This window comes from Erwinia sp. AnSW2-5, from assembly GCF_045107195.1.
Taxonomy (GTDB): domain Bacteria; phylum Pseudomonadota; class Gammaproteobacteria; order Enterobacterales; family Enterobacteriaceae; genus Erwinia.
This window is the reverse complement of sequence record NZ_JBJGXA010000024.1, coordinates 48,766-71,564: the sequence shown is the minus strand read 5'-3', so window position 1 is coordinate 71,564 and position 22,799 is coordinate 48,766. Positions and strand designations below refer to the sequence as shown.

The window sequence follows — 22,799 nt, the reverse complement described above, 5'->3', positions numbered from 1 at the left end:
AAAAATATGATAAGGATGCGCAGTTAAAAGCTTACTCTCAGCCAGGAAAGAAAATGAGTACGGGCGGGATAAAAAAAGGTTCGGGGCACTGGCGTGCCCCGGAATAATTAATGGCTTAATTGGGTGGTATAATTCGCCGCCACCCAACGGTAACCGCTGCCGTCACGTTTGACATGGCCAAACCCCGGGAAGGCAATATGCGCGGCCGCAACCCAGTCACCTTCCTGCGCCATCTGTGCCAGCACCGCTTCACGCGTCTGCACGGCCTGGCTCTGGTTAACATCAAAGTGAATCGCTACATGCGGGTCCGGCATCTGCACCGTTTTCGCGTGAATGATATCGCCCCACAGCACCAGCGTCTGTCCTTCACTTTCCACACGATAGAGCACGCTTCCCGGAGTGTGTCCCGCTGCCGGAACCGCCCGGATGCCAGCGAATACCGTCGCCGGGGCAGAGAAGGTTGTCAGGCGTCCTGCCTCTATCACCGGCCGCAAAGTGCGTTCAGACTCGGCAAAGGTATGCGCCTGGCTGGTTTCCACCTTGCTGGTGTTGGCCGGGTTAAGCCAGAAATCCACATCTTTCTTTTCCACGTACACCTGCGCATTGGGGAATGCCGGTTTGCCGCTGCGCGACACGCCACCGGAGTGATCGGCATGGATATGCGTCAACAGTACCGCATTGATGGTCTCTGCCGGATAGCCTGCCGCCGCCAGATTTTCCAGCAGATGCCCGCCGTTATGACCAAACAGATCGCCGGCGCCTGCATCCACCAGTACCCGCTGCTGACCATTATCAATCACAAAGGCGTTAATCGAGGTCTCCGCCTGCGGGGTCATGGCATCCGCGGCCATGCGTTCGCGCAGCTGCTGCGGAGAGATATGGGTCAGTAATTTATCCAGCGGTATAGTGACCGTGCCGTCAGACACGGCGGTGATGCGCAGCTTGCCCAGCGTCATACGGTAATAGCCCGGTGCCTGAGTATCCAGTGGTGCTGGCGTGGTTGCCGCCAGGGCGGAGCCAGAAAGGGCCAGGCTGGCAATCAGCATTTTCAGAAGCGTCATTGTATTCTCACTTAGTCGTGTTGTTTTCGCGTGGATGACAGTATCCTGACCGCTAAATCATCATTCAAATTGATTAAAATAATGAACAACATCAGAGAAAGTGATTTTAACCGTATTGACCTGAATCTGTTGACGGTGCTGCTGGTGCTGCACCGGGAAGGGAGCGTATCCCGTGCGGCTGAGCGACTGCATCTGGGGCAACCTGCCGTCAGCGGTGCGCTGGCGCGGCTGCGCACCATGTTTAACGATCCTCTGTTTGTACGCACGGCAAAAGGCATGGCGCCAACACCGCGTGCCGAGACGCTGGTCGCCTCACTGCTGCCGATGATGGAGCAGATGCAGCAGGTGCTTTTTCAGCCGCCCACATTTAGCCCGGCAACGGACGAGCACACCTTCCGCCTGGGGATGAGTGACTGGGTGGAACGCTGGCTGATGCCAGGTTTGCTGGCAACGCTCGCCCACGAGGCACCCGGGATTCAGTTGCAAACAACGGCCAGCGATCCGTTTCTCGACGAAGAGCTGGTGCAGCTTGATAAGGTGGATGTGGCGATCTCTGTCGGGCAGGGAATACCTGCGGGTGTCATCCGAGAGCCTGTGACTCGCATGGAATTCTGTACGCTCTGGCACCCCCTCCAGTTAGCGCTTACTTCGCCGTTAACCCTTGAGGAGTATATCTCTCACGATCACCTCCTGGTGTCTTATCGCGGAGCCAGCCACAGCCAGATAGACGAACAGCTGGCCCGTCAAAATCTCTCCCGCCGGGTGCGTTATGTGACGCCTCACTTCTCGTCACTGCCGTTAATGTTGAAACAGATCCCCGCACTGACCACCGTTCCCGCAGGACTGGCCAGCGGCTGGGTTGAACATTATGGCTTACAGCTCAGCGCCGTTCCGGTCAGCGCCCCGGCCTTTTCGCTTTCCCTGATGTGGAACACGCGCCGCAGTCACGACCCGGCGCTGCTGTGGCTGCTGGAAAAACTGCGGGGGGAGATGAGTAAAATGGGGGCGGATAAAACGACAGCCAGCGCGGACTGAATGTCTGATTGTGACCAACCGACATCGCAGGAACGGGAGGATGCCTGGCGGCGAGCGGCGTTCTGATGCTCAATCATCCATCCTGGATAATAAGGAGGCAAAGCGCTTATCTCATCCAATCGCACCCGTTCCACAAAAAAGCCCTGAACGGTAGGCTAACATTGATTAACGGAGGGTTAGCCAATGACATTTAATGCATACTTTGTACCTTTGTGTTTGAGTATTTCGGCTATTTGGTCTTTGCGCCATCAGTTGAATAATATAAATTCAATAAAAAGAGTTATTATTTCATTCATTATCTCCATAATAGTTTCCTTCGTTTATAAATATGCGCACCAGTATCTCAACGGCAGTTATGATTATAGCATTGACTTTGTGCTTGAAAATAATTTTTTAGTTGGCACTTTTATAGTATTCTTATTTAATATGGCAGCTTTGTGGGTGTTTACTAAAAGTGGATAGATACCCCCTCATTGACCATTTGTCCAACGGTAACGCCTCATATTACGTCTTCAACCGGATACGGTGTTATTACATAATATGTCCTGAGCATTCAGGACTGCCTCCCACTCTTCATTGAGACGGGTTGCAGCGTAGACATCTATATTCAGTTTCTGCGATTCATAGTCTGCCAGCTCGCGGTAGCATAGCCCTTCCTGATTGAACGTACATTTTGACTGAGGCATCAGGGCAAATCCCTTTCCCCTCGCTATATGGGTGAGCATAACGAGTGAGTCATCAGGCTCTTTAACCCTTTTAAGCGGGAACTTAAGCAGATGAAAATAGCTTTCACACTTGTCATAGAATGACGGGTTAGCGCTTCTTGCAAACCAGAAGAGCGGTAAATCACTGACGTCTTCCAGCGATATTTTTTCCTTAAGACTTGCAGGATGCATGGCCGGCATGGCCATCAGCAGCGGTTCGCGGCATACCCAGCGATACTGGACGATATCTTCATGGCCGATCCCCTTTTCTCCGGTCAGCACGAGATCAAGCGTGTTTTTCGACAGGCACTGAAGCAGTTGTGCAGAAGTCAGATTCGGCGTTTCAACATCGCCGCCAGCGTCCAGTTTATTGAGCTGCCTGTTAACAGACTCAATCAATTCAAAATTCAAAGTCCGGGTGAGGCCAATGCGCAGGCTCTTTTCTGATGACCGTGAGCCTGCTTTAAGCTCACTGAGTTCCTGAAGAATTTTCTCTGCTTTTATTACCAGCGCCCGGCCAGCTTCTGTCAGGCTGACATCATGTGTACTGCGGCTGAACAGCTGCCGATCCAGAACAGCTTCAAGGCACTTGATCTGTCGGGTCAAGGGAGGCTGGGTCATTCTGAGCCGTTCGGCGGCTCTGCGAAAGTTCAGCTCATGAGCAACGGCTAAAAAGCACTGAAGCTGTTTAACGCTGGGGAGGTTGTTGCTGATCAGGTGCCCTGTAGTCGCCATAGATTACATCCTGCCAATCAAAAAAATTATTCTACCCTTTTTTGCTACGCGCAGATATAACACGCAATTTCATTTCAGGAAAAGGGCACCTTACAATAATACAAAAATTATATTACACATTTAACAATTCCATCGACTTCACAGATTGATAAATTACCTCCGAACCTAATAAAACATCCCCCGGAGATAAAAATGTCATCTAACTATGTACTGGTATCGCGCTTCCCATTGAAAAATAATGTTTCTGCTGATGATTTTTCGTTACTAAAAAGCACTAACAGCGTACGTTATTACTTTTGTGAAGAACAGGGTGTAAATGAATTGCTTGAACTTCGTTCATTTAATGACATTAAAGAAATATCATGGATAGAAGAAGAGATGGTGTCAATATTCCATCATTTTTCTGACGTTCTTTCTGCAGATATTCGCAGGGAACTTATTAAGTTCGTAGAGTCCCCCATCGACAATAAAAAAGACCTCCCTGAAACAAGTTATATTCAACTGCGTCACGTTGAAGTTCCCGCTAAAAATTATCAACAATACCGCCAGTGGCGTGAGGAAACCATTTTTAATGTCGTAAGGGATAACAAGGATAAGATTGAAAGCTTCGAAGCATTCCACTCTCTTATCAGCGGCGTGCCAGGTGTGATGTTTATTTCTTCCTTTAACGTTAATAAAGATATCTACAAGGAAGCCTTTACTAATGCACGTTACCAGGGAATCATCCAGCAGGCTGGTGATAATTATATTACCGGAGGTAGTGAGGGCCTTTACACCCGCATATACCGTGCCTGTTGTAGCTGAGGAATAATAAATGAACTGTAAAAAACTGCTCGTTGTTGGTGATAAGTTTAATGAATTCGCAAAAGGTAAAGATGCTCTGACAATTTCCCAGCTGGAATTACTGACGCAGATCCCTGCCAATATCCTTGATAAGGAACACGAAATTATCATTGGCCAGGGCGTACGTAAAGATTTCGCGGAGAAAGTCATTTCAAATCAGGCAAAAAACACCACTAATGGAAACAAGCTTAAAATTTTCTCTCTGGAAGAACTGGCTAATAATAAAAAAAATACACATTGTCATAAAAAGCTTGAGCACAATATCCTTATAGGTTTAGCGGAACAGACCGAACATAATAGTGACCTTTTTTCAATGCCACTGCTGATTGATGAACGCTGTGAACTCATGGCCGATCATCAGAGCGGTCAACATATTCAGGGTATGCTTTTGGTAGAGGCAAGCCGTCAAGCTTTTATCGCTGTTACCGAAGAGTTCATCTATAAGCAGGAAACTGAGCGTTATTACGTCATCAACAGCATGGCAATTAATTTTTCAAGTTTTCTGTTTCCTTTACCTGCAATGGTTCATTTTGAATATCTTGAGAAAGATATTAATGATCGTAGGGGACGCTTCAGGGCTAAGGTTCGCGTGAGCCAGAATCAGACGCTTTGCGCGACTATGGATGTATCGTTCACAGTTTATCCTGCAGGGCTGATTTCTGAAAAGGAAAAGTCACTGGCTGAAGCGGCCATACAGGTGGCAATCGCTGAACAGCAGGGCGCGGCACACGGGGTGATACATGCCTGAATTAAGTAGTCAGAAATATCGTCTGGCTGTTACCACACAGGGGCCGCTTTACCCCCCTGCGGAGGTAATGGACGAAAAAGGCAACTTTGTGGTGGTTGGCATGGTTCCCGGAGATAACGGGCTGGAATGGCGCAGCGTGGTCGTTGCTGCTGACAGCCCTCTTCCTGTATTCGGAGATACGACACCCTACAAAATACTGCGCGTTATTGAAAATATTTCACAGGAAGAGCTCAAGGATATAATCCTGCATACCCTTCCTTTGCCTATCCCGTTAAATAATTACGGAATGTTATTCGCACCAGAGCAGCGACCGCAAGCAAATACCGAAAGTCGGCCAAGTCTGCCACTGCACGAAGGCCAAATAGCTGATTACCGTAGCAGTGACGGTAAACGGCAGATTCCTCCTGTCACTCTGGCAGACTGGGTACGTGCTGAGGGCATTCTTGAAGTATCCCTTTCAGGAGATTGCAAGCGGGCTCTGTTTGAGTTTTCTTTTCGCCATCTTGTTCCCGATAGTGTTTATACAGTAATGAGCCTTCGTGAAAAAGATTTGATGACTGAAAATCCAAGCCGTCCGGGGCCACTGGGCATACCTAACGTATTTATCACCGATCATAACGGCAATGCAAATTACTGGGCGGAATTACCCGATCCTTTCCCGGATCATGAACGCAATGAAAACCGTGTTATTAACGTCGTCGTCCTTTATATGAGTTCCCGCCAGAGCTACGGGGGGGCAATAGGTCTTTATGGTTTGGGTGGAGACATCCATGCACATTTAAAACTAAAAGGCCGCTCTTTCGATGAATTAATTACATTAGAGTGATAAACAACATGCCATTTATTCATATAATCACCTGGCCTGCAAAAGATGAAAGCGAAATTATCAGTCTGCAGGAAGATATCACACTTGCCGTTCACAAAAATACCGGAGCACCGCTGGATAAAATTTCCGTTGTTATTTCTGAAATACAGCCCTCACGCTGGGCTGATGCGGGCATCCCCGGTAACCATAGAGACTTTCCGGCCAAAAGCCGGAGGAAGAATTACGAGGAATAACCCTTGCAGAAATCAGCCGCATTTTTTGACGTCGATGATACGCTTATAACCATCAAAAGCATGTTTGATTTCTACGACTTCTGGTGTCGTGAGAATAATGAACACGACAGGCTTGAAAGCTATATGATGCACTTCCGGGCCGAAGTTAAAAAAGGGACACCCCGCGAGCAACTCAACAGGGAATATTACCGGCAACTTGCAGGCGTCAGTTATAATAAACTGGAAGAAGCAGGGGAAAAATGGTTCAGAATTAAGTTTTGCCCTGGGCTATTTATAGACAATGCGGTAACGGCACTGAAAAAAAGGCAGACTGAGAATATGCTTACCGTATTTATATCCGGTTCAATGCGCCCCATCCTTTTACCGGTTGCAGAATACCTGGGCGTAAAAGATATCCTCTGCACGCCGCTGGAACTTACTGATGCTGGAACACTTACGGGTGAAATAGGGACGCCGCAGACGATCGGGGACGGGAAGATGGAGGCGCTTATTCAATTCTGCAATCAGAAAGAAATAAGTCCTGCTGATTGCTACGCCTATGGAGATGACCTCTCAGATATCCCTATGCTCGAATCCGTTGGTCACCCCGTCTGCGTAGGTAAATATACGGAGCTTGCCAGACACGCAGTTCGCCAGCGCTGGCCAGTTATTTAAACCAATCCAGAGGTAAAAATCATGAACGCAAAAAAATCCCCGCAGGATATGTCCTTAAGGTCATGGCTTGCCCTGTTTATTTTGGCTCTTTCAACTTTTACGATCGTCACCACAGAGCTGGCTCCTGTTGGCCTGCTGACACCTATTGCGGAGGGGTTCCATTCCTCAAAGTCGGCAGTCGGCATGACGGTTTCGCTTTATGCCTGGGTAGGCGCACTGAGCGCGCTCGTTGCATCAGTCTTTCTGGGCAACGTTGCCAAGAAACGGCTCCTGCTCACGCTCACCGTCGTACTTTTTCTATCTAACGTGCTTGCCGCCACGGTGAACACCTACGTGCTACTGCTTGCAGCACGCGTACTGGGTGCGCTGGCGCACGGTGCATTCTGGGCGATGATCGGGGCGACGGCAGTGGCCATCGTGCCGGCCAGATACATAGGCGCCGCTACCTCTATCGTTTTTGGTGGCGTATCGGCAGCCAGCGTGTTTGGCGTGCCGGTATCAAATTATATCGGCATTCACTTCGGCTGGAGACAGGCCTTCTGGCTGATGGCGGCACTCAGCGTGATTGCTTTTTCCGGCATCAGCGTACTTGTTCCGCAGATAACCAGCAAAAGTGCCATCGGTCTGGAGGCTCTCAAAAGTGTGCTGAAATCTTCTGCGTTGTGGAAAATTTATTCTGCCACTTTACTGGCAGTGACCGCGCACTTTGCCGCCTTTACCTACATTGAACCATGGCTGCACACCCAGCATTCCCTTGCAACATCAGCCATCCCGGTGGTCCTGTTTGTGTACGGTATCGCAGGTCTTGCCGGCAATTTTCTGACCGGGATGGTTATCGATACATACCTCAAGGTAACGGTATCCGTGTCGGTACTGCTTATCTGCGCGGTACTCGTATTTCTGGGGTTGTCTGGTGCGGCACTTTCAGACACCGCAGTCTTCACCGCGATGGTTCTCTGGGGCGTGGCAGTATCCGGGATCTTCGTGGGCTTCCAGACGTGGGTTTTACGCCTGGCGGAAGACAGAACCTTTCCGGCTTCCGCAGTTTACGTTTCATTTTTCAATACTGCCATCGGTATCGGGGCATCTGCCGGAGCCTGGATGGTATCCACTTTTTCAGTCCCGATGCTCTATATCGTAGCAGGATCCGCCATCGGGCTTTCTGTCCTGCTCGTGGCCATCATCCCAACCCGCGCAACACCCGCACAAAACGCTCTGGAGAAATTTTATGAGTCAAACTAACGATCTGACACGTTATGGCAGAGACATCATGAACCGTCTTGAACCTGGCCTGGCCGATAAAGTGACCGGACGTCTGGGTGAACTGGACGCCACCTTACCGTCCCTGATCATCGATTACGCTTTTGGTGCGGTGATCGGCCGCCCCGGACTGGATCTCAGGACGAGAGAAATGCTGACAGTCGCATCGCTTGTGACGCTGGGTAACGCCATGCCTCAACTCGAGTTACACATGAGAGCGGCACTCAACACCGGCGTTTCCCCCGAAGAGCTGCTTGAAATCGTGATACAGATGGCCGTCTACGCCGGCGTACCAGCATGCATGAACGGTCTGACGGCCTACCGCGCCGCTATAGCGGCAACCGGCCATATTTTGCCCGGCCTGAAAGAGGAAAACTGATGAATGAAGTTGTGATCGTTTCTGCAAAACGCACGGCAACCGGAGCCTTCCTGGGTTCCCTGTCGGATCATTCCGCCGCCGAGCTAGGAAGCCGCGTCATTCGCGCGCTTCTTGAAGACTCGGGCGTGAAATCCGGTGAAATTTCTCAGGTCATTATGGGGCAGGTTTTGACGGCCGGCTGCGGCCAGAATCCCGCACGCCAGTCCGCGCTGAATGCCGGACTTCCTGTTGAAACGCAGTGTCTGACCATCAACAAGGTCTGCGGATCAGGCCTAAAGTCGGTTCACCTTGGCATGCAGGCGCTGCTGTCGGGTGAGGCGGTGTTTGTTATTGCAGGCGGCCAAGAAAGCATGTCCAGCGCACCGCACATCCTGACGTCATCGCGCACCGGTATACGGCTGGGAGACAGTAACATGAAAGATAGCCTGGTGTCTGACGGGCTCTGGGATGCGTTCGACGATAACCATATGGGAATGACTGCCGAAAACGTTGCGGATGAGTTTAGTATCAGTCGCGAAATGCAGGATGGATACGCCCTTTTATCTCACATTAAGGCGATAAATGCGCAGGAACAGGGCATTTTTAAACGTGAAATCGTTCCTGTGGTATGGCAGAACAGGAAGGGCGAAATCCTGCGAGTGGATACTGATGAAGGTCCCCGTAAAACTAGCATTGAAAAACTAAGACAGCTGAAGCCTGTTTTCAGAAAGGGCGGAACGGTGACCGCAGGTAATGCTTCCTCACTTAACGACGGCGCGGCCGCAGTCCTTATCTGTACCCGAAACACTGCTGCAGCACGTGGGCTACACGTTCTCGCCTCTCTGGGCGAATTTGCCAACTCAGGTATCAAGCCCGCATTAATGGGCGTCGCTCCGGTCCAGGCGATCGCAGACTGCCTCTTCCGCTCGGGCTGGGATCCTGAAGACGTTGAACACCTTGAATCGAATGAAGCCTTTGCTGCCCAGGCGCTGGCAGTGACCAGCCGGGCGGGTATTTCACCAGAGCGTATCAACCCCTACGGCGGTGCAATCGCCCTCGGCCATGCTATCGGGGCCTCGGGATGCCGTATCCTGGTGACGCTCGTGCATGGCCTGGTACGCAGCAACAGTAAGCGCGGCGTGGCGGCACTGTGCGTTGGCGGTGGTGAAGGTGTGGCGCTGAGCGTTTATCGCTAAAATGTTCTCATCCATACAGCAGGGCCGATGATAAAAAAGACAAAAAACCGGGCACTGCCCGGTTTTGTATTATTACGGCTGATTTCAGCTGTTAACGCCTTTCATACCTTCCTCAGAATACCGGCCGCCTTTGATCTCAACGCGCTGGTGAATATCGTTCAGTAAGGCAATATCTGATCCGTCGAGAACGATATCGGCCGCCTGCGCATTTTCAGCCAGGTAACCGGTGTGCTTGGTTCCCGGAATGGGCACCAGTTTATCGTACTGCGCAAGCAGCCATGCCAGCGCAATCTGACCCGGGGTACAGCCGTATTTTTCAGCCAGCGGCTCGACAACGTCAAGAAGCTGGGCGTTATGATCGAGGCTGGACTGACTGAATCGTTCATTATTTTTACGGAAATCTCCTTCCGCAAAATCACTGTTTTTGCGATATTTTCCGGTCAGAAAGCCTCTGCCCAGAGGGGAGTAAGGAACCAGGCCGATGCCCAGATCCTTCACCGCTGGCAGAATTTCATCCTCAATATCGCGTGTCCATAATGAATATTCCGTTTGCAGCGCGGTAAGCGGGTGTACTGCATGGGCCCGGCGCAGCGTGGAAGCGGAGACCTCGCAGAGGCCGATATTGTTGATCTTACCCTCTCTGACGAGACGACTCAGGCATTCCATGCTCTCTTCGATGGGTGTGGCCTGGCTTACCCGGTGAAGATAGAAAAGATCGATCCGCTCAACGCCCAGTCTTTTGAGGGATTCATCACAGCAGAAGGTAATATAGTCGGGTTGATTATTAATGGTACGGGCGTAAGACTCATCAGGTGAGCGATCGATTCCGCACTTCGTGGCTATTTTTAACTGTCCACGCGTAGACTGATCCAGCCCTGCAAGAAAATGGCCGATCAGCCGCTCATTGTGGCCCCGTCCGTAAAGGTTTGCGGTATCGATAAACGTAATGTTCAGGTCGATGAGTTTATAGAGAAGCTGTAGCGAAGCCTGGTCGTCGGTTTGACCATAAAATTCGCTCAGTCCCATGGCCCCATAGCCAACAGAACTGACAGTCAGGTTTTGAGATAAATTTCGGGTATGCATAGTTTCTCCTTTTATTCGCTATTTGATTGTTTCACCTCGCTTACAATTGATGAATTGTCATTTTCGTTATGCAAAAAAAGTATCAGCACTGGCACCGGGATATGTTTTCCGCTCAGATAACACTGATGGTCACTGCTGTTCTGCTATCGCCTGTTGCAATACGCGGTAAACCCGGGCATTCAGATGCGCCACGTTGAAACGCAAATACGCTGTCGCTGACTGAGAAACGCTGAACACATTCCCCGGGGCCAGCACGACCCCCTCTTCCCGGCAGCGCTGGGCGATCAACGCCGAGTCAATGCCCTCCGGCAGGCGGCACCAGAGGTAGAAACCGCCGCGAGGCACCAGCCACGGGATCACACCCAGCGCGGTCAGGCGCTCGGTGGCCTCTTTCCTGGCGCGATCCAGCCGCGTGATAACCTCAGCCAGATGTTTACGATAACTTCCCCCGGCCAGCACGCTGGCGATCAGCTCGCTGGAAAGCGGGCTGGGACCGCCGAAGTTGGTGGCAATTTGCAGGTCAGTCAGCCCTTCAATCCACTCTGCGCGGCAGGCGATATAGCCGCAGCGCACGGAAGCCGAGAGCGTTTTCGAGAAGCTGCCCGTACGGATAACGCGATCAAGCCCGTCGGGGATCGCCAGCCGTGGGGATGGGTCAGGTTCGAAGTCGGCAAAGATATCATCCTCAATAATCAGGGTGTCGTTTGCCGCGGCGGCACTCAGCACCCGATAGGCCGTTTGCGCGGAAAGACAGGCCCCGGTGGGATTATGCAGCGCGGAGTTGGTGATATAGAGACGTGGACGTACCGTCGCGAGGACCTGCTCAAACACCGCAATATCCGGCCCGGTTGGGGTATAAGGCACGCCAACAATATTTACCTGATGGGCACGCAGCAGTGCCTGGAAATTAAAGTAGCAAGGATCGTCCACGACCACGCTGTCACCCGGGCGCAGCAGAAAGCGGCAAAGTAAATCCAGCGCCTGGCTGCCCGAGCCGGTTAGCATCAGCTGTTCCATCGAGGCCGACAGTCCTTCGCGGGCGAAACGTGCCAGCAGCAGATGCCGCAATGTCGCTGATCCACGTGAGCTGCCGTAATCCGTCAGCAGCGTATCGGATGAGCGCGTCAGCTGGCGCAGACCTTTGCGCAGTGCTTCATTGGGCATCCAGTCCGCAGGCAGCCAGCCGCAGCCAGGCGTCAGTTCCCCCGCGCTGGCATCCAGCGACTGGCGCGAGACCCAGAAGGGATCCACTTCCCGCCGTCGCGTGCTGCTGTTATCCGCCAGGCTGCGGGTGACCAGCGGGGTGCCGGAAACATAAAAACCGGACCCACGTCGCGCGCGGATCAGCCCTTCGGCTGCCAGTCGTTCATAAGCTTCCACGACCGTAGAAGGTGACACCGTCATCATGGCGGCATAGCGACGTACCGACGCCAGCCGATCGCCCGGAACCAGTGCGCCAGTGACAATCCTGCGGCGAATATCATCAATCAGTGTTTCTGTGCGGGTCATCCGTTTTTCAGCCATCAACTGTATGGGTGGTGTAAGCCATACAGAACAACAAAATTGTATGGCAGTGTATCTTCGAAGCGCGCGCGATGCTCTCTACTATCAGCGGGAGATAATTCTTTATATTGATAGCAGAGGACATATGGCACGAGCAACAGCAGGGTGGTGGAGTGGTCTTTCCGGGGTGATCATTTTTAGCGGATCACTGCCCGCCACCAGAGTGGCCATCGGGGGATTTTCACCTCTGTTTCTGACCTCTGCCCGCGCGGTGATTGCCGCACTGCTGGCCGGAGGTTTATTACTGATGTTGCGCCAGAAACGCCCCGCACGCGGCGATCTCCTGTCGCTGTTGATTGTCGCTACGGGTGTGGTCGTCGGCTTTCCACTGCTGACCGCGCTTGCCCTGCGTGAGATGACGGCTGCGCATTCGCTGGTATTTATCGGACTGTTGCCGCTTTCCACTGCCATTTTTGGCGTCCTCAGGGGCGGTGAACGCCCACGGCCAGCATTCTGGCTGTTCTCACTGCTGGGAGCGGGCATCGTTGCGGGATTTGCCATCTCCAGCGGTGAGGCGGGATCGTTAACCGGGGATCTGCTGATGGTGACTGCGATTCTGCTGTGCGGTCTGGGTTATGCAGAAGGGGCTGGGTTGTCGCGAAGGCTCGGTGGCTGGCAGGTGATCAGCTGGGCGCTGCTGCTGGCGCTACCGGTCATGGCCGTCACCGGTCTGATCAATTTACCGCATGGCTGGCAGGGCATCAGCGTTCCTGCCTGGCTCAGCCTTGGCTATGTGTCCCTGTTCAGTATGCTGATCGGTTTTATTTTCTGGTATCGCGGGCTGGCACTGGGAGGAATTGCTGGGGTAGGGCAATTGCAGCTTCTGCAACCCTTCTTCGGGCTGCTGCTCAGCGCACTGTTCCTGCATGAACCGGTTGCTCTCGGCATGGTTGCCTGTGCGGGCGCGATTATTCTTTGCGTGGCGGGGGCAAAACGTTTTGCCTGAAAGACGGTACCCGGACGAAACCGGGTATCAAAACTCAATCAGTCGCTGATACAAAAGCTGCACAATATCCTGTCGTTGAGACAGTACCGCGTGTGCCCGGATCCGAAGCCCGTCGACGGAGTAGAGCACCCGGTAACCCTTCTGCGTATTGCATTCCCGATAGCGGTCAGAACCAATCTTAAGTAATTCAGGGCACAGCTGGCAGCCCACAGGAAAAGCGGATACTTTGCTTTCGAACTCTTCAATAATGCACTCAATGACGGGCAAAGGGGCAACGCCGCAGGCGATAAGATGATTTCTCAGCTGCAATAATGTGCTTCTTGCCGTCTCGGTGTATTCAATCGTGACATCTGCCATTCCGGTTAGTTATCCAGACTGGCTAACAGCTGATCGCGTGAGTAAACCTTACCTTCAGCCGCATCTTTTTCCGATAACGTCATCAGTTTCAGCAACGCAACGGCGCTGTCTCGAGCCTGCCTGTCAGCATAGGATTCGATGACGTAAGCCGGAATGCCATTCTGTGTCACGATGATAGGCTCGGAGACATCGAGCGTGGCGGCATTTTTTTTGATGTGGCTGATCGTTTCTACTCTCACTGGATTCTCCCGTTAAACGTGTTGCGTAACCGGTCTGAATATAGACCATTAAAAGATGATTATCCCCGGTTGATGCAAAAAAAACCAGACCGGAGTCTGGTTTTCTTCATACGCATTACGCTTCGGGGAACGGCATGGCGTTGCCCGGTGCTTCCCGGTGAATATGCAGGAAGGTCAGGTGACGTTCGTACTGATCGAGAATGTCATTGATGATCTGCTCGCGAGTGTAGTCCATCAAATCGTTACCCTGTGTTCCCTCCAGCAGGAAGGTCTCCAGACGGAAGTAGTCAGATTTCCCACTGCGTGCACGGTAGGTAAACGCCGGAACCGAATAACGCTGCGGCCAGATCTGGTAGAGGAAGCTCTGTTCATCCGCCATATCCACCAGCAGTTCCAGATGATTCAGGCGCTCGTCATCCACGGCGGGCAACTCATTCACCTGCACCTTCGCTCCACGGCGCTCCAGTTCACGTCCCACTTCTTCCATAGCAGGACGACAGACGTTATCCAGCATCTTACGAGTATGGGTGGTGCCCGGATAGTTCATCACGCGTGAAATACGCTGTTTCCAGTTCAGACGGTCGTCGCGCGATACCGGCACCGGTGGCGTGTTAACGGTCGCACTGGCGCGGCGGTGATCTTCCACACGCAGTGATTTATACAGACCGGCCATCACAAAGAAGATCACAAAGCTGAACGGTAGCCCCATGATCACCGTGGTTTTCTGCAAGGCGGTTACGCCGTTAACCATCAGCATCCCCAGCGTCAGCACACCAATAGTGACCGACCAGAAGATACGCAACCAGTTGGGGGCATCATTATTGATGTCGGCCAGGCGCGAGGTGAAGTTACCCAGCACCAGGGAACCGGAATCGGCCGACGTCACATAGAACAACAGCCCGGTAATGGTGGCGACCGAGGCACTGAAGGTAAAGCCAGGATACTGCGCCAGCAGGCTGTAGAAGCCGCGCTCCGGGTGCGCCATGGTTTCCTGCGCAAACGCCATATTGCCGTGGATGATCTCATACAGTGCGCTGTTACCGAAGATCGACAACCACAGCAGGGTAAAGATAAACGGAATGGTCAGCGTACCCACAACAAACTGACGAATAGTACGTCCACGGGAGATACGTGCGAGGAACAGACCGACAAACGGCGACCAGGCAACCCACCAGGCCCAGAAGAACAGCGTCCAGTTGTTCATCCATTCGGTCGGACGATCAAAAGCGAAACTGTTCAGCGTCATCCCCATAAAGCGGTTGATATAATCCCCGACGTTCAGCACCAGCGCATTCAGCAGGAAGCTGGTATCGCCGACGAACAGCACAAACAGGATCAGACCAAAGGCCAGCAGCACGTTGAGTTCCGACAGGAAGCGAATGCCTTTATTCACCCCGGAGGTCACGGAAATGGTCGCCATGATCACCGACAGAACGATCAGCCCGGCCTGCGCGGTCAGCCCTTCCGGTACGTCAAACAGCACTTTCAGCCCGTAGTTGAGCTGTACCACGCCAATACCCAGCGTGGTGGCAATACCAAAGATCGTGCCCAGTACGGCGGCGATATCGACGGTATGACCAATCGGTCCGTTGATGCGTTTACCAAAAATAGGGTAGAGCGCCGAGCGGATGGTGAGCGGCAAGCCATAACGGTAACTGAAGTAACCGAGGGCGATGCCCATCAGGGCATACATCGACCAGCCGGTCAGGCCGTAGTGGAACAATGTCCAGACCATCGCCTGGCGCGCCGCTTCCATCGTCTGGCCCTGGCCCTCCGGCGGCATCATATACTGGGTCACCGGCTCCGCCACCGAGAAGAACATCAGATCGATACCGATGCCGGCGGCGAACAGCATGGCCGCCCAGCTCATCAGGCTGAATTCAGGTTTCGACTGTTCTGGCCCGAGCTTGATGGAGCCAAAGCGTGAGCAGGCGATGAAAATGACGAACACGATATAGAGTGTGGCCGCCAGCAGGTAGTACCAGCCGAAGGTGTTGGATACCCAGTCAAGGGTGCGATTGATCCAGCGATCGGAAAAATCCGTGAACAGGATAGTCGTGAGGGAAAACAGCAGGATAAGTGCTGCTGAGGTATAGAAAACCACGGGATTAATACGATCTTTTTGAGGCTTTCCTGGTATTTCAGTCGTCGGCATAATGTCTCCGCAAAAAATGCTCAAGAAAATAGCCTGAAGTCCGCTCTGCAAAGCGCGCATTAGCGCATACTGGGTAACATCCGCCGTATATCCGCTAATTACACTGGGAGAACCATCAGGGTGATTATCAGGTGTAATATATTGATTAATCGTTAGTGTTTTTGATCCTAATCACCTCCTGAAAGTAAATTTTGTGTAAACAAGAACAGGAATGATAGTTTTTATTGATTGAGCATTCAATTAAAAAAAACTTCACCGTCTCATTTTTCCCGGTTTTTTCCGCACGAAAACCTCATGTCGCTTGACGATTGTCACCAGGTAAAATACAACTAGTTCCTGTCAGGGGAGTCTCGCCAGAAGAGACTGAGAGGCTAATGAGCGATTTTTCGCGGCTTAGCGACCCTTAGAACCTGACCCAGTTGATACTGGCGGAGGAAGACTCGTACCCGATGGCGCAACTGTCGCGCCGCCAGGGTACCTGCCACGTGGGCTGGCTGCTGATCGTCCCCGTCTTTTCCTTACTCTGTATCACGGGTCTCCGCATCTATTGAGAGGCTAACGTGACACGATCTGTATTCCCCTTTTTCCTTTTCGAAAACGGTACATCATGAGCCGCTGGTCGGTGATCGGTGATGGCGTCGCCGGGCTGTGTGTCGCCACATTACTCGCTGAACGGGGTCAATCCGTTGAAGTGATCACCTCAGAACAGCACGGTGCGGCATCGCACTGGGCTGGCGGCATGCTCGCCCCCTGGTGCGAAGGTGAAAGTGCCCCCGAAGAGGTGGTCGAGCTGGGTCAGCGTTCCGCACCCTGGTGGTCGGCGCGCATCCAGGGAGTGGAACATCACGGTACCCTGGTGGTGGCCCCCGCACGCGATACTCCCGAACTCAGCCGCTTTGCGCGTATGACGCGGGCGCATCAGTGGGTGGAACCGGCAACACTCGAACCGGCGCTGGAAGGCCGCTTTGCCCGCGGGCTGTTCTTTCCCGGTGAGGCACACCTTGACCCGCGCAGTGCATTGCACCAGCTGCGTATGACTCTGCAACGCAGCGGTGTTCCTTTCCACTCGGGCCAACCCGGCGGAACGGTCATTGACTGTCGGGGGATCCACGCGGCCCCTGATCTGCCTGAACTGCGTGCCGTACGCGGTGAGATGCTGATCCTGCACTGCGAAGAGGTGCCGTTCTCCCGCCCCATCCGTCTGCTGCATCCCCGTTTCCCCTGCTATCTGGTGCCCCGCGCCGGAGGGCGCTTGATGCTGGGCGCGACAATGGTGGAAAGCGACGACAACAGCCCGATCAGCGCACGCGCGATGATGGAACTGTTGAGTGCCGCCTGGGCTATCCACCCGGCGCTGGCCGAGGCGCGAATACTGGAAAGCGGCACCGGGCTACGCCCGGCTTATCACAATAATCTCCCCGCCATTCGCTACCAGAACGGCGTCTGGTCCCTTAATGGCATGTATCGCCACGGCTTTCTTCTTGCCCCCGTCATGGCAGAAAAACTGATGCTGCAACTGCAGCAGGAAAACCTGATATGAAAATCCAGCTTAACGGCCTCCCGATCGACACCACCGCCCGCACGCTGGCGGAGCTGCTGCATGAACAGCAGATGGATGCAGGCTGCGTGGCCAGCGCCCTTAACGGCGAATTCGTGCCGCGCTCACGCTATGAAACACAGCCACTGACCGCAGGCTGTGAGCTTGAGGTGTTATCACCGATGCAGGGAGGATAACGTATGTTTTACGATTTTATTCCGCAGTCACGTTTTCTGCTCGGCACCGCAGGGTATCCCTCTCCGGCGATCCTGCAACAGGCCATTGAGGCCTCGGGCAGCGAAATCATCACCGTCAGCCTGCGCCGTGAAGGGCGGCAGGGCGCCGCCTTCCGTGACCTGCTGACGGGGCTGAACAGGCGGGTCCTGCCCAATACCGCAGGCTGCCACAGCGTTAAAGAAGCCGTGACCACGGCGCATATGGCGCGTGAAGTGTTTAACACCCGCTGGATAAAGCTGGAGGTGATTGGTCACGCGGATACGCTGCAACCCGATCCCTTTGCCCTGGTGGAAGCGGCCCGCATTCTCTGCGCGGAGGGATTCCAGGTGTTTCCCTACACCACGGAAGACCTGATCCTCGGCGAGAAGCTGATCGAAGCAGGCTGTGAACTGCTGATGCCCTGGGGCGCACCGATTGGTTCCGGCCAGGGGCTGCGCAATATCGAAGGGCTGCGTTCAATGCGCGCCTGGTTTAAAGACATTCCGCTGATTATCGATGCCGGGATCGGCGCGCCCAGCCAGGCCGCACAGGCAATGGAGATGGGGTTTGACGGCATTCTGCTGAATACAGCCGTGGCCAAAGCGCAGGATCCGGTCCGTATGGCCGGGGCGTTTGCTGCCGCTATCCGCGCCGGTCACGACGCCTGTCATGCAGGCCTGGTCGAACGCCGCGATATGGCCAGCGCCTCCACGCCGATTTTTGGCATGGCGCAGTTTCACACACAGGAGCCATAACGGATGGACCGCTATCAACGACAATCCATGCTGCCGGAAATCGGCGAGGCAGGGCAATCTGCCCTGCTGAAGGCCCGCGTGCTGGTGATCGGCGCGGGCGGGTTGGGTGCCACCCTGCTGCCGCTGCTGGCCGGGGCCGGGGTAGGCTACATCAGAATATATGACGGCGACCGGGTGGAAGAGCACAACCTGCACCGCCAGACGCTGTACCGTATGCAGGACTGCGGGGAGCACAAAGTCGATTGCGCGCAGCTGGCCCTTAATGCACGTAACCCGGATTGTGTCGTCGATGCACGACCGCAGGCGCTGAGTGCCAGCATGATGGACGAAGCACTGGACGACATCGATCTGGCGATCGATGCCGCTGATAATTTTGCCGTCACTTATCTGCTTTCCGACGCCTGTCTGCCGCGCCAGATCCCGCTGGTCAGCGCCTCGGTCCTCGGGCGCAGGGGCTACGTTGGTGGCTTCTGCGGCACCGCCCCGAGCTATCGTGCAGTGTTTCCGCAGCTGCCGGGCAGCGCGGCGAACTGTAATACCGCAGGCGTGATGGGCCCGGCGGTGGCCGCGCTGGGTGCCATGCAGGCGCAGATGGCACTCAGTATTCTGCTCGGATTAACGCCTTCGCCGCTGGGTTGTCTGATCAACTGCGATTTCACCACCTGGCATTTCCGCCCGTTCCGCTTTGACGGAGCCGATGAACCCGATCAGCCCGTGGTACCGTTTATCGATCGCGCTATGCTGAACAGCGAAGACTGTATTGTTGAACTGCGCAGCCGGGAGGAGGCCCCCGAGAGTGTGGCGATTAACGCTCACCGGGTGCTGCCTGAAGCGATCAACGACTGGCAGCCGCCTGTAAACTGCCGCATCGTGCTGGTGTGTGCCAGCGGGATCCGCGCGGCAAAAGCAGCGAGGAACCTGCAACAGCGCGGCATGACTCAGCTGGCGATGATGGTGGCAAACCGCTAAAAAAATAAAAGACACCCTGCGAAGGTAAGGGATGACAGCCTTAATTGTTATGTTATAACATAACAATATTGTTTGTGCGGGCAGCACTGTGACTGCCCGCCGGAAACACGCTGTCAATGCCTGAGAGGATGTCATCATGTCAGAAAAATACGCTTTACCCGGGAACGATACCCGCCTGCCCGTGACCGTTTTGTCGGGTTTTCTCGGGGCAGGGAAAACGACGCTGCTTAACCATATCCTGAATAACCGCGAAGGACGCCGCGTGGCGGTGATCGTCAACGATATGTCGGAAGTGAATATTGATGCGGCGCTGGTGCGCGACGGCGGTGCTGAACTGTCGCGCACCGACGAGAAACTGGTGGAGATGAGCAACGGCTGCATCTGCTGCACGCTGCGCGAAGATCTGCTGCTGGAAGTGAACCGTCTGGCACGCGAAGGGCGCTTCGACCAGTTGGTGATCGAATCGACCGGCATTTCAGAGCCGCTGCCGGTCGCGGAAACCTTTACGTTCGAAGATGAAACCGGGGAAAGCCTGTCTGCCGTGGCGCGCCTGGATACCATGGTCACCGTTGTCGATGGCTACAATTTCCTGCGCGACTATGAATCCCGCGACAGCATCCGTTCACGCGGTGAGTCGCTGGGTGAGGGCGATGAACGCTCGGTGGTCGATCTGCTGATCGAGCAGATTGAATTCTGCGACGTGCTGATACTGAACAAAATCGATCTTATCGACCACGATCAGCGCACACGGTTGTTTGCCATCCTGCGCAACCTCAACCCGCGCGCACGTATTGAGTCTGCCCGCTTTGGTGAAGTCCCGCTGGACCGGGTGCTGAGTACCGGCCTGTTTGACTTTGACGAGGCGGCACAGGCTCCGGGCTGGATGCAGGAGCTGCGCGGTACGCATGTCCCGGAAACCGAAGAGTACGGTATCAGCAACTTTGTCTGGCGCGCCCGCCGCCCGTTTCACCCCGAGCGTTTCTGGGCATTATTTTCCGGGGCATTGCCCGGCGTCGTGCGTTCGAAAGGCTATTTCTGGCTGGCATCACGGCCTGGCTATGCCGGCAACTGGTCGCAGGCAGGGGGCGTGGCACGCCAGGGAATGGCGGGCAGCTGGTGGGTCAGCGTGCCGCGCGAACGCTGGCCGCAGGATGAGGAGTCCCTGCTGGAAATTATGCACCACTGGCAGGAAGGTATCGGAGATGCCCGACAGGAGCTGGTGTTTATCGGCATGGAGATGGATGAAGCCGGGCTGCGCCAGCAGCTGAATAATGCCCTGCTGACGGACAGTGAGATGGCCGCCGGTCCGCAGAGTTGGGCCAGATGGCGCGACCCGGTTCCCGCCTGGTTCAACGGATAACACCCTGCCAGGGACGGCAGGTACCCGGTTAATTATTGCATCTGTGGCTGACGCTCAGTATCGTGTGCGCAATTTCTCAGACTCGCCGGACACCACGATGACCTCTCACATCCCAAAAGATCCTTTGCATGGCCTGACGCTGGAAGCCCTGTTAACTGCTCTGCACGCGCGTTATGGCTGGGAAGAGCTGGCGAAGCGCGTCAATATCAACTGCTTCAAAAGCGATCCGAGCATTAAATCCAGCCTGAAATTCCTGCGCCGCACCCCGTGGGCTCGCAAAGAAGTCGAAGAGTTGTACATTGCCTCACTGGATGACGTGCCGGAAACCCCGTCGGACAATCCCTGGGGCAACTGGCAGGGAAAGAAATAGTCATCTGATCGCCCGCTGATGCGGCAACACATTTCATACATGGCACACATTATGCTTATTATGCTTATCCAATTTCATCACTGGAGAGCTTCCAATGCGTGCCACCGCTCCTTCACCGCTTATGTACCTGACAGCATCGCGACAGTGTGAAATTGCTAATCTGCGTAATCTGCTCCACACCGGCCACCTGACCGCTATCATCAGCCAGCTTATCCATGAGCTGCAGCGCGAACGCGGTGCCAGCAATATCTGGATCTGTTCTCAGGGAAGGATGTTTGGCGACGAACTTCCCCAGCGAGCACGCCAGGTCAGCCAGATCATCGCCAGCATGATGACGAAACTGCCCGCGATCCCTTCCCCGGAGAACACATCACAGGGCAGCAGCCGGTTATTCAGCCGGATTGCCGCGGCGATCTACGCGCTGAGCGAACTTCCGGCGCTGCGGGATGCCGTCAGTCAGTTCACACTCAGTCACGCCCAGGCGATGGCACAGTTCAATCATATTATCCGGCAGCAGTTGAACCTCGCTTTTGAAATGATCGACACCGCCTCCGATCCTGATATTTCCCGCGCCCTGATTGCGATGTTCAGTTTTATGCAGGGGAAGGAGCTGGCCGGGCAGGAGAGAGCCACCGGATCTGCCGGTTACGCTGCGGGTGAATTCAGCGCGGAGCAGAACGAGAGAATGGTGGCGCTGATCGGCGCACAGGAGCGCTGCTTTGCCAGTTTCAGCCAGTTTGCCGATGTGGAAAACCTGCAACGCTGGCGCAGCATCGCCATCTGTGACAGTGATGTCGAGCGGCTGCGGCGCATTGCCTGCACGCGCACCACGCCGGAAGCCGGGGGGACAGAGATGGCCCTGCGCTGGTATCAGCTGATGACCCGTCGTATCGACAGTCTGAAAGTCATTGAAGATGGCCTTGCCCATCATCTGACCCGCTGCTGTCACGACAGCATTCGTCGCGCTGAAACCCGCCGCGAAGAGCAGGAAGAGGATATCCATCAGGCGTTCAGCGGGCTGGATAATCAGCCAGCGTACAGCGTCTATGTGGCAGGCCGCGACGGGTTGCAGCAAGAGGCACAGCAGCTGGACACCGGGGGACTGACACCGCAGCTGGGGCGTTCAGTACTGGAGCTGGTACAGGCCCAGTCCGAGAGGTTACAGGCCCAGGACACCGAGCTGGCAGCGATGCGCGCCACGCTGAATGAGCGTAAACAGATTGACCAGGCCAAGGTGCTGCTGATGCGTCATCACGACTATAACGAAGAGCAGGCCTGGCAGACCCTGCGCAAAATGGCGATGGATCAGAACAGACGTATTGCCGACGTTGCCATTGCACTGCTCTCCGTGGCCGCCGCTTTTACACCACGCGCACAGTAATAGTTGCACAAACAGTGGGCATTCTGTGCTTCACCGTGGGGCACGGGTCATTCGCGGTGACGACGCAACGGGATAATCAGCGCGGCAACCGCCTGACATCCCGCAGTTTCTCCGTCATTTCCTGACCTGGCACATCGCTTGCATCATTAAAAAAACATAATCACGTATTTTTGCACCAATGGCGGTGTAAGAATGCTTTGGATAAAGGCGTCCAA

Annotated in this window: 24 protein-coding genes and 1 riboswitch; of the genes, 17 read left to right on the top strand and 7 right to left on the bottom strand. The window is 54.3% G+C overall.

The window, feature by feature from the left end:
• Nucleotides 1-107: 107 nt before the first annotated feature.
• Entirely contained in the window at nt 108-1,061 is a 954-nt protein-coding gene (locus ACFL9S_RS16410) for an MBL fold metallo-hydrolase (protein ID WP_405262960.1), read from the bottom strand.
• Between the two features lie 81 nt (nt 1,062-1,142).
• Between ACFL9S_RS16410 and ACFL9S_RS16405 the strand changes: the two genes are divergently transcribed.
• On the top strand, nt 1,143-2,096 hold the full coding sequence (locus tag ACFL9S_RS16405) for a LysR substrate-binding domain-containing protein (RefSeq protein ID WP_405262959.1): 954 nt from the start codon (nt 1,143-1,145) through the stop codon (nt 2,094-2,096).
• A 512-nt stretch (nt 2,097-2,608) separates the two neighbouring features.
• Here ACFL9S_RS16405 and ACFL9S_RS16400 read toward each other — a convergent pair.
• Nucleotides 2,609-3,535: a LysR family transcriptional regulator gene (locus ACFL9S_RS16400; protein WP_405262958.1), complete on the bottom strand. Its 927-nt coding sequence runs from the start codon at nt 3,533-3,535 to the stop codon at nt 2,609-2,611.
• A gap of 192 nt (nt 3,536-3,727) precedes the next feature.
• Between ACFL9S_RS16400 and ACFL9S_RS16395 the strand changes: the two genes are divergently transcribed.
• From ACFL9S_RS16395 to ACFL9S_RS16360, 8 genes are read left to right on the top strand one after another with little or no spacing between them, the layout of a single operon-like run.
• A complete protein-coding gene (locus ACFL9S_RS16395) occupies nt 3,728-4,339 on the top strand; it encodes a hypothetical protein (protein ID WP_405262957.1) in 612 nt (203 codons plus the stop codon).
• A 10-nt stretch (nt 4,340-4,349) separates the two neighbouring features.
• Nucleotides 4,350-5,126 carry an AfsA-related hotdog domain-containing protein gene (locus ACFL9S_RS16390; RefSeq protein WP_405262956.1) on the top strand — a complete coding sequence of 259 codons (777 nt, stop codon included), beginning with the start codon at nt 4,350-4,352 and terminating at the stop codon, nt 5,124-5,126.
• Complete coding sequence (locus tag ACFL9S_RS16385) at nt 5,119-5,952, top strand: hypothetical protein (protein ID WP_405262955.1); 834 nt, start codon at nt 5,119-5,121, stop codon at nt 5,950-5,952. The genes ACFL9S_RS16390 and ACFL9S_RS16385 overlap by 8 nt, the downstream gene beginning before the upstream one ends.
• An 8-nt stretch (nt 5,953-5,960) precedes the next feature.
• A complete protein-coding gene (locus ACFL9S_RS16380) occupies nt 5,961-6,185 on the top strand; it encodes a tautomerase family protein (protein WP_405262954.1) in 225 nt (74 codons plus the stop codon).
• Nucleotides 6,186-6,188: 3 nt separating this feature from the next.
• Nucleotides 6,189-6,839 carry an HAD family hydrolase gene (locus tag ACFL9S_RS16375; protein ID WP_405262953.1) on the top strand — a complete coding sequence of 217 codons (651 nt, stop codon included), beginning with the start codon at nt 6,189-6,191 and terminating at the stop codon, nt 6,837-6,839.
• A 21-nt stretch (nt 6,840-6,860) separates the two neighbouring features.
• Entirely contained in the window at nt 6,861-8,081 is a 1,221-nt protein-coding gene (locus tag ACFL9S_RS16370) for an MFS transporter (protein WP_405262952.1), read from the top strand.
• Complete coding sequence (locus ACFL9S_RS16365; RefSeq protein ID WP_405262951.1) at nt 8,068-8,478, top strand: carboxymuconolactone decarboxylase family protein; 411 nt, start codon at nt 8,068-8,070, stop codon at nt 8,476-8,478. The genes ACFL9S_RS16370 and ACFL9S_RS16365 overlap by 14 nt, the downstream gene beginning before the upstream one ends.
• Nucleotides 8,478-9,653: an acetyl-CoA C-acetyltransferase gene (locus ACFL9S_RS16360; protein WP_405262950.1), complete on the top strand. Its 1,176-nt coding sequence runs from the start codon at nt 8,478-8,480 to the stop codon at nt 9,651-9,653. The genes ACFL9S_RS16365 and ACFL9S_RS16360 overlap by 1 nt, the downstream gene beginning before the upstream one ends.
• 84 nt (nt 9,654-9,737) lie before the next feature.
• On the opposite strand, the gene ACFL9S_RS16355 is transcribed toward ACFL9S_RS16360, so the two are convergent.
• Entirely contained in the window at nt 9,738-10,736 is a 999-nt protein-coding gene (locus ACFL9S_RS16355) for an aldo/keto reductase (protein ID WP_405262949.1), read from the bottom strand.
• 129 nt (nt 10,737-10,865) lie between these two features.
• Nucleotides 10,866-12,245, bottom strand: a complete 1,380-nt coding sequence (locus tag ACFL9S_RS16350) for a PLP-dependent aminotransferase family protein (protein ID WP_405262948.1) — start codon at nt 12,243-12,245, stop codon at nt 10,866-10,868.
• A gap of 139 nt (nt 12,246-12,384) precedes the next feature.
• Here ACFL9S_RS16350 and ACFL9S_RS16345 point away from each other — a divergent pair, with 139 nt between their 5' ends.
• Nucleotides 12,385-13,245, top strand: coding sequence for a DMT family transporter (locus tag ACFL9S_RS16345; protein WP_405262947.1), 861 nt, complete (start codon nt 12,385-12,387; stop codon nt 13,243-13,245).
• 27 nt (nt 13,246-13,272) lie between these two features.
• On the opposite strand, the gene ACFL9S_RS16340 is transcribed toward ACFL9S_RS16345, so the two are convergent.
• The 3 genes from ACFL9S_RS16340 to ACFL9S_RS16330 all read right to left on the bottom strand — a co-directional run bounded on the left by ACFL9S_RS16340 (nt 13,273) and on the right by ACFL9S_RS16330 (nt 15,996).
• Nucleotides 13,273-13,602 (bottom strand): type II toxin-antitoxin system RelE/ParE family toxin, encoded by a 330-nt coding sequence (locus tag ACFL9S_RS16340; RefSeq protein ID WP_405262946.1) that lies wholly within the window; start codon nt 13,600-13,602, stop codon nt 13,273-13,275.
• Between the two features lie 5 nt (nt 13,603-13,607).
• Nucleotides 13,608-13,841: a type II toxin-antitoxin system Phd/YefM family antitoxin gene (locus ACFL9S_RS16335; RefSeq protein WP_133846771.1), complete on the bottom strand. Its 234-nt coding sequence runs from the start codon at nt 13,839-13,841 to the stop codon at nt 13,608-13,610.
• 115 nt (nt 13,842-13,956) lie between these two features.
• The gene (locus tag ACFL9S_RS16330; protein ID WP_405262944.1) at nt 13,957-15,996 is read right to left on the bottom strand and encodes a choline transporter; all 2,040 of its coding nucleotides are present in this window, start codon (nt 15,994-15,996) and stop codon (nt 13,957-13,959) included.
• 331 nt (nt 15,997-16,327) lie between these two features.
• Nucleotides 16,328-16,450: riboswitch (TPP riboswitch) on the top strand.
• 153 nt (nt 16,451-16,603) lie between these two features.
• Here ACFL9S_RS16330 and ACFL9S_RS16325 point away from each other — a divergent pair.
• From ACFL9S_RS16325 to ACFL9S_RS16295, 7 genes are all read left to right on the top strand, one after another.
• Nucleotides 16,604-17,536 (top strand): FAD-dependent oxidoreductase, encoded by a 933-nt coding sequence (locus ACFL9S_RS16325; protein ID WP_405262943.1) that lies wholly within the window; start codon nt 16,604-16,606, stop codon nt 17,534-17,536.
• Nucleotides 17,533-17,730 (top strand): sulfur carrier protein ThiS, encoded by a 198-nt coding sequence (gene thiS / locus ACFL9S_RS16320; RefSeq protein WP_405262942.1) that lies wholly within the window; start codon nt 17,533-17,535, stop codon nt 17,728-17,730. The genes ACFL9S_RS16325 and thiS overlap by 4 nt, the downstream gene beginning before the upstream one ends.
• A gap of 3 nt (nt 17,731-17,733) precedes the next feature.
• Nucleotides 17,734-18,504, top strand: a complete 771-nt coding sequence (locus tag ACFL9S_RS16315; RefSeq protein ID WP_405262940.1) for a thiazole synthase — start codon at nt 17,734-17,736, stop codon at nt 18,502-18,504.
• 3 nt (nt 18,505-18,507) lie between these two features.
• Entirely contained in the window at nt 18,508-19,473 is a 966-nt protein-coding gene (locus ACFL9S_RS16310; protein ID WP_405262939.1) for a ThiF family adenylyltransferase, read from the top strand.
• Nucleotides 19,474-19,609: 136 nt separating this feature from the next.
• Nucleotides 19,610-20,833, top strand: a complete 1,224-nt coding sequence (gene zigA / locus ACFL9S_RS16305) for a zinc metallochaperone GTPase ZigA (RefSeq protein WP_405262938.1) — start codon at nt 19,610-19,612, stop codon at nt 20,831-20,833.
• 97 nt (nt 20,834-20,930) lie between these two features.
• On the top strand, nt 20,931-21,203 hold the full coding sequence (locus tag ACFL9S_RS16300) for a VF530 family DNA-binding protein (RefSeq protein WP_405262937.1): 273 nt from the start codon (nt 20,931-20,933) through the stop codon (nt 21,201-21,203).
• 94 nt (nt 21,204-21,297) lie between these two features.
• Complete coding sequence (locus ACFL9S_RS16295) at nt 21,298-22,584, top strand: nitrate- and nitrite sensing domain-containing protein (RefSeq protein ID WP_405262936.1); 1,287 nt, start codon at nt 21,298-21,300, stop codon at nt 22,582-22,584.
• Nucleotides 22,585-22,799: the final 215 nt, after the last annotated feature.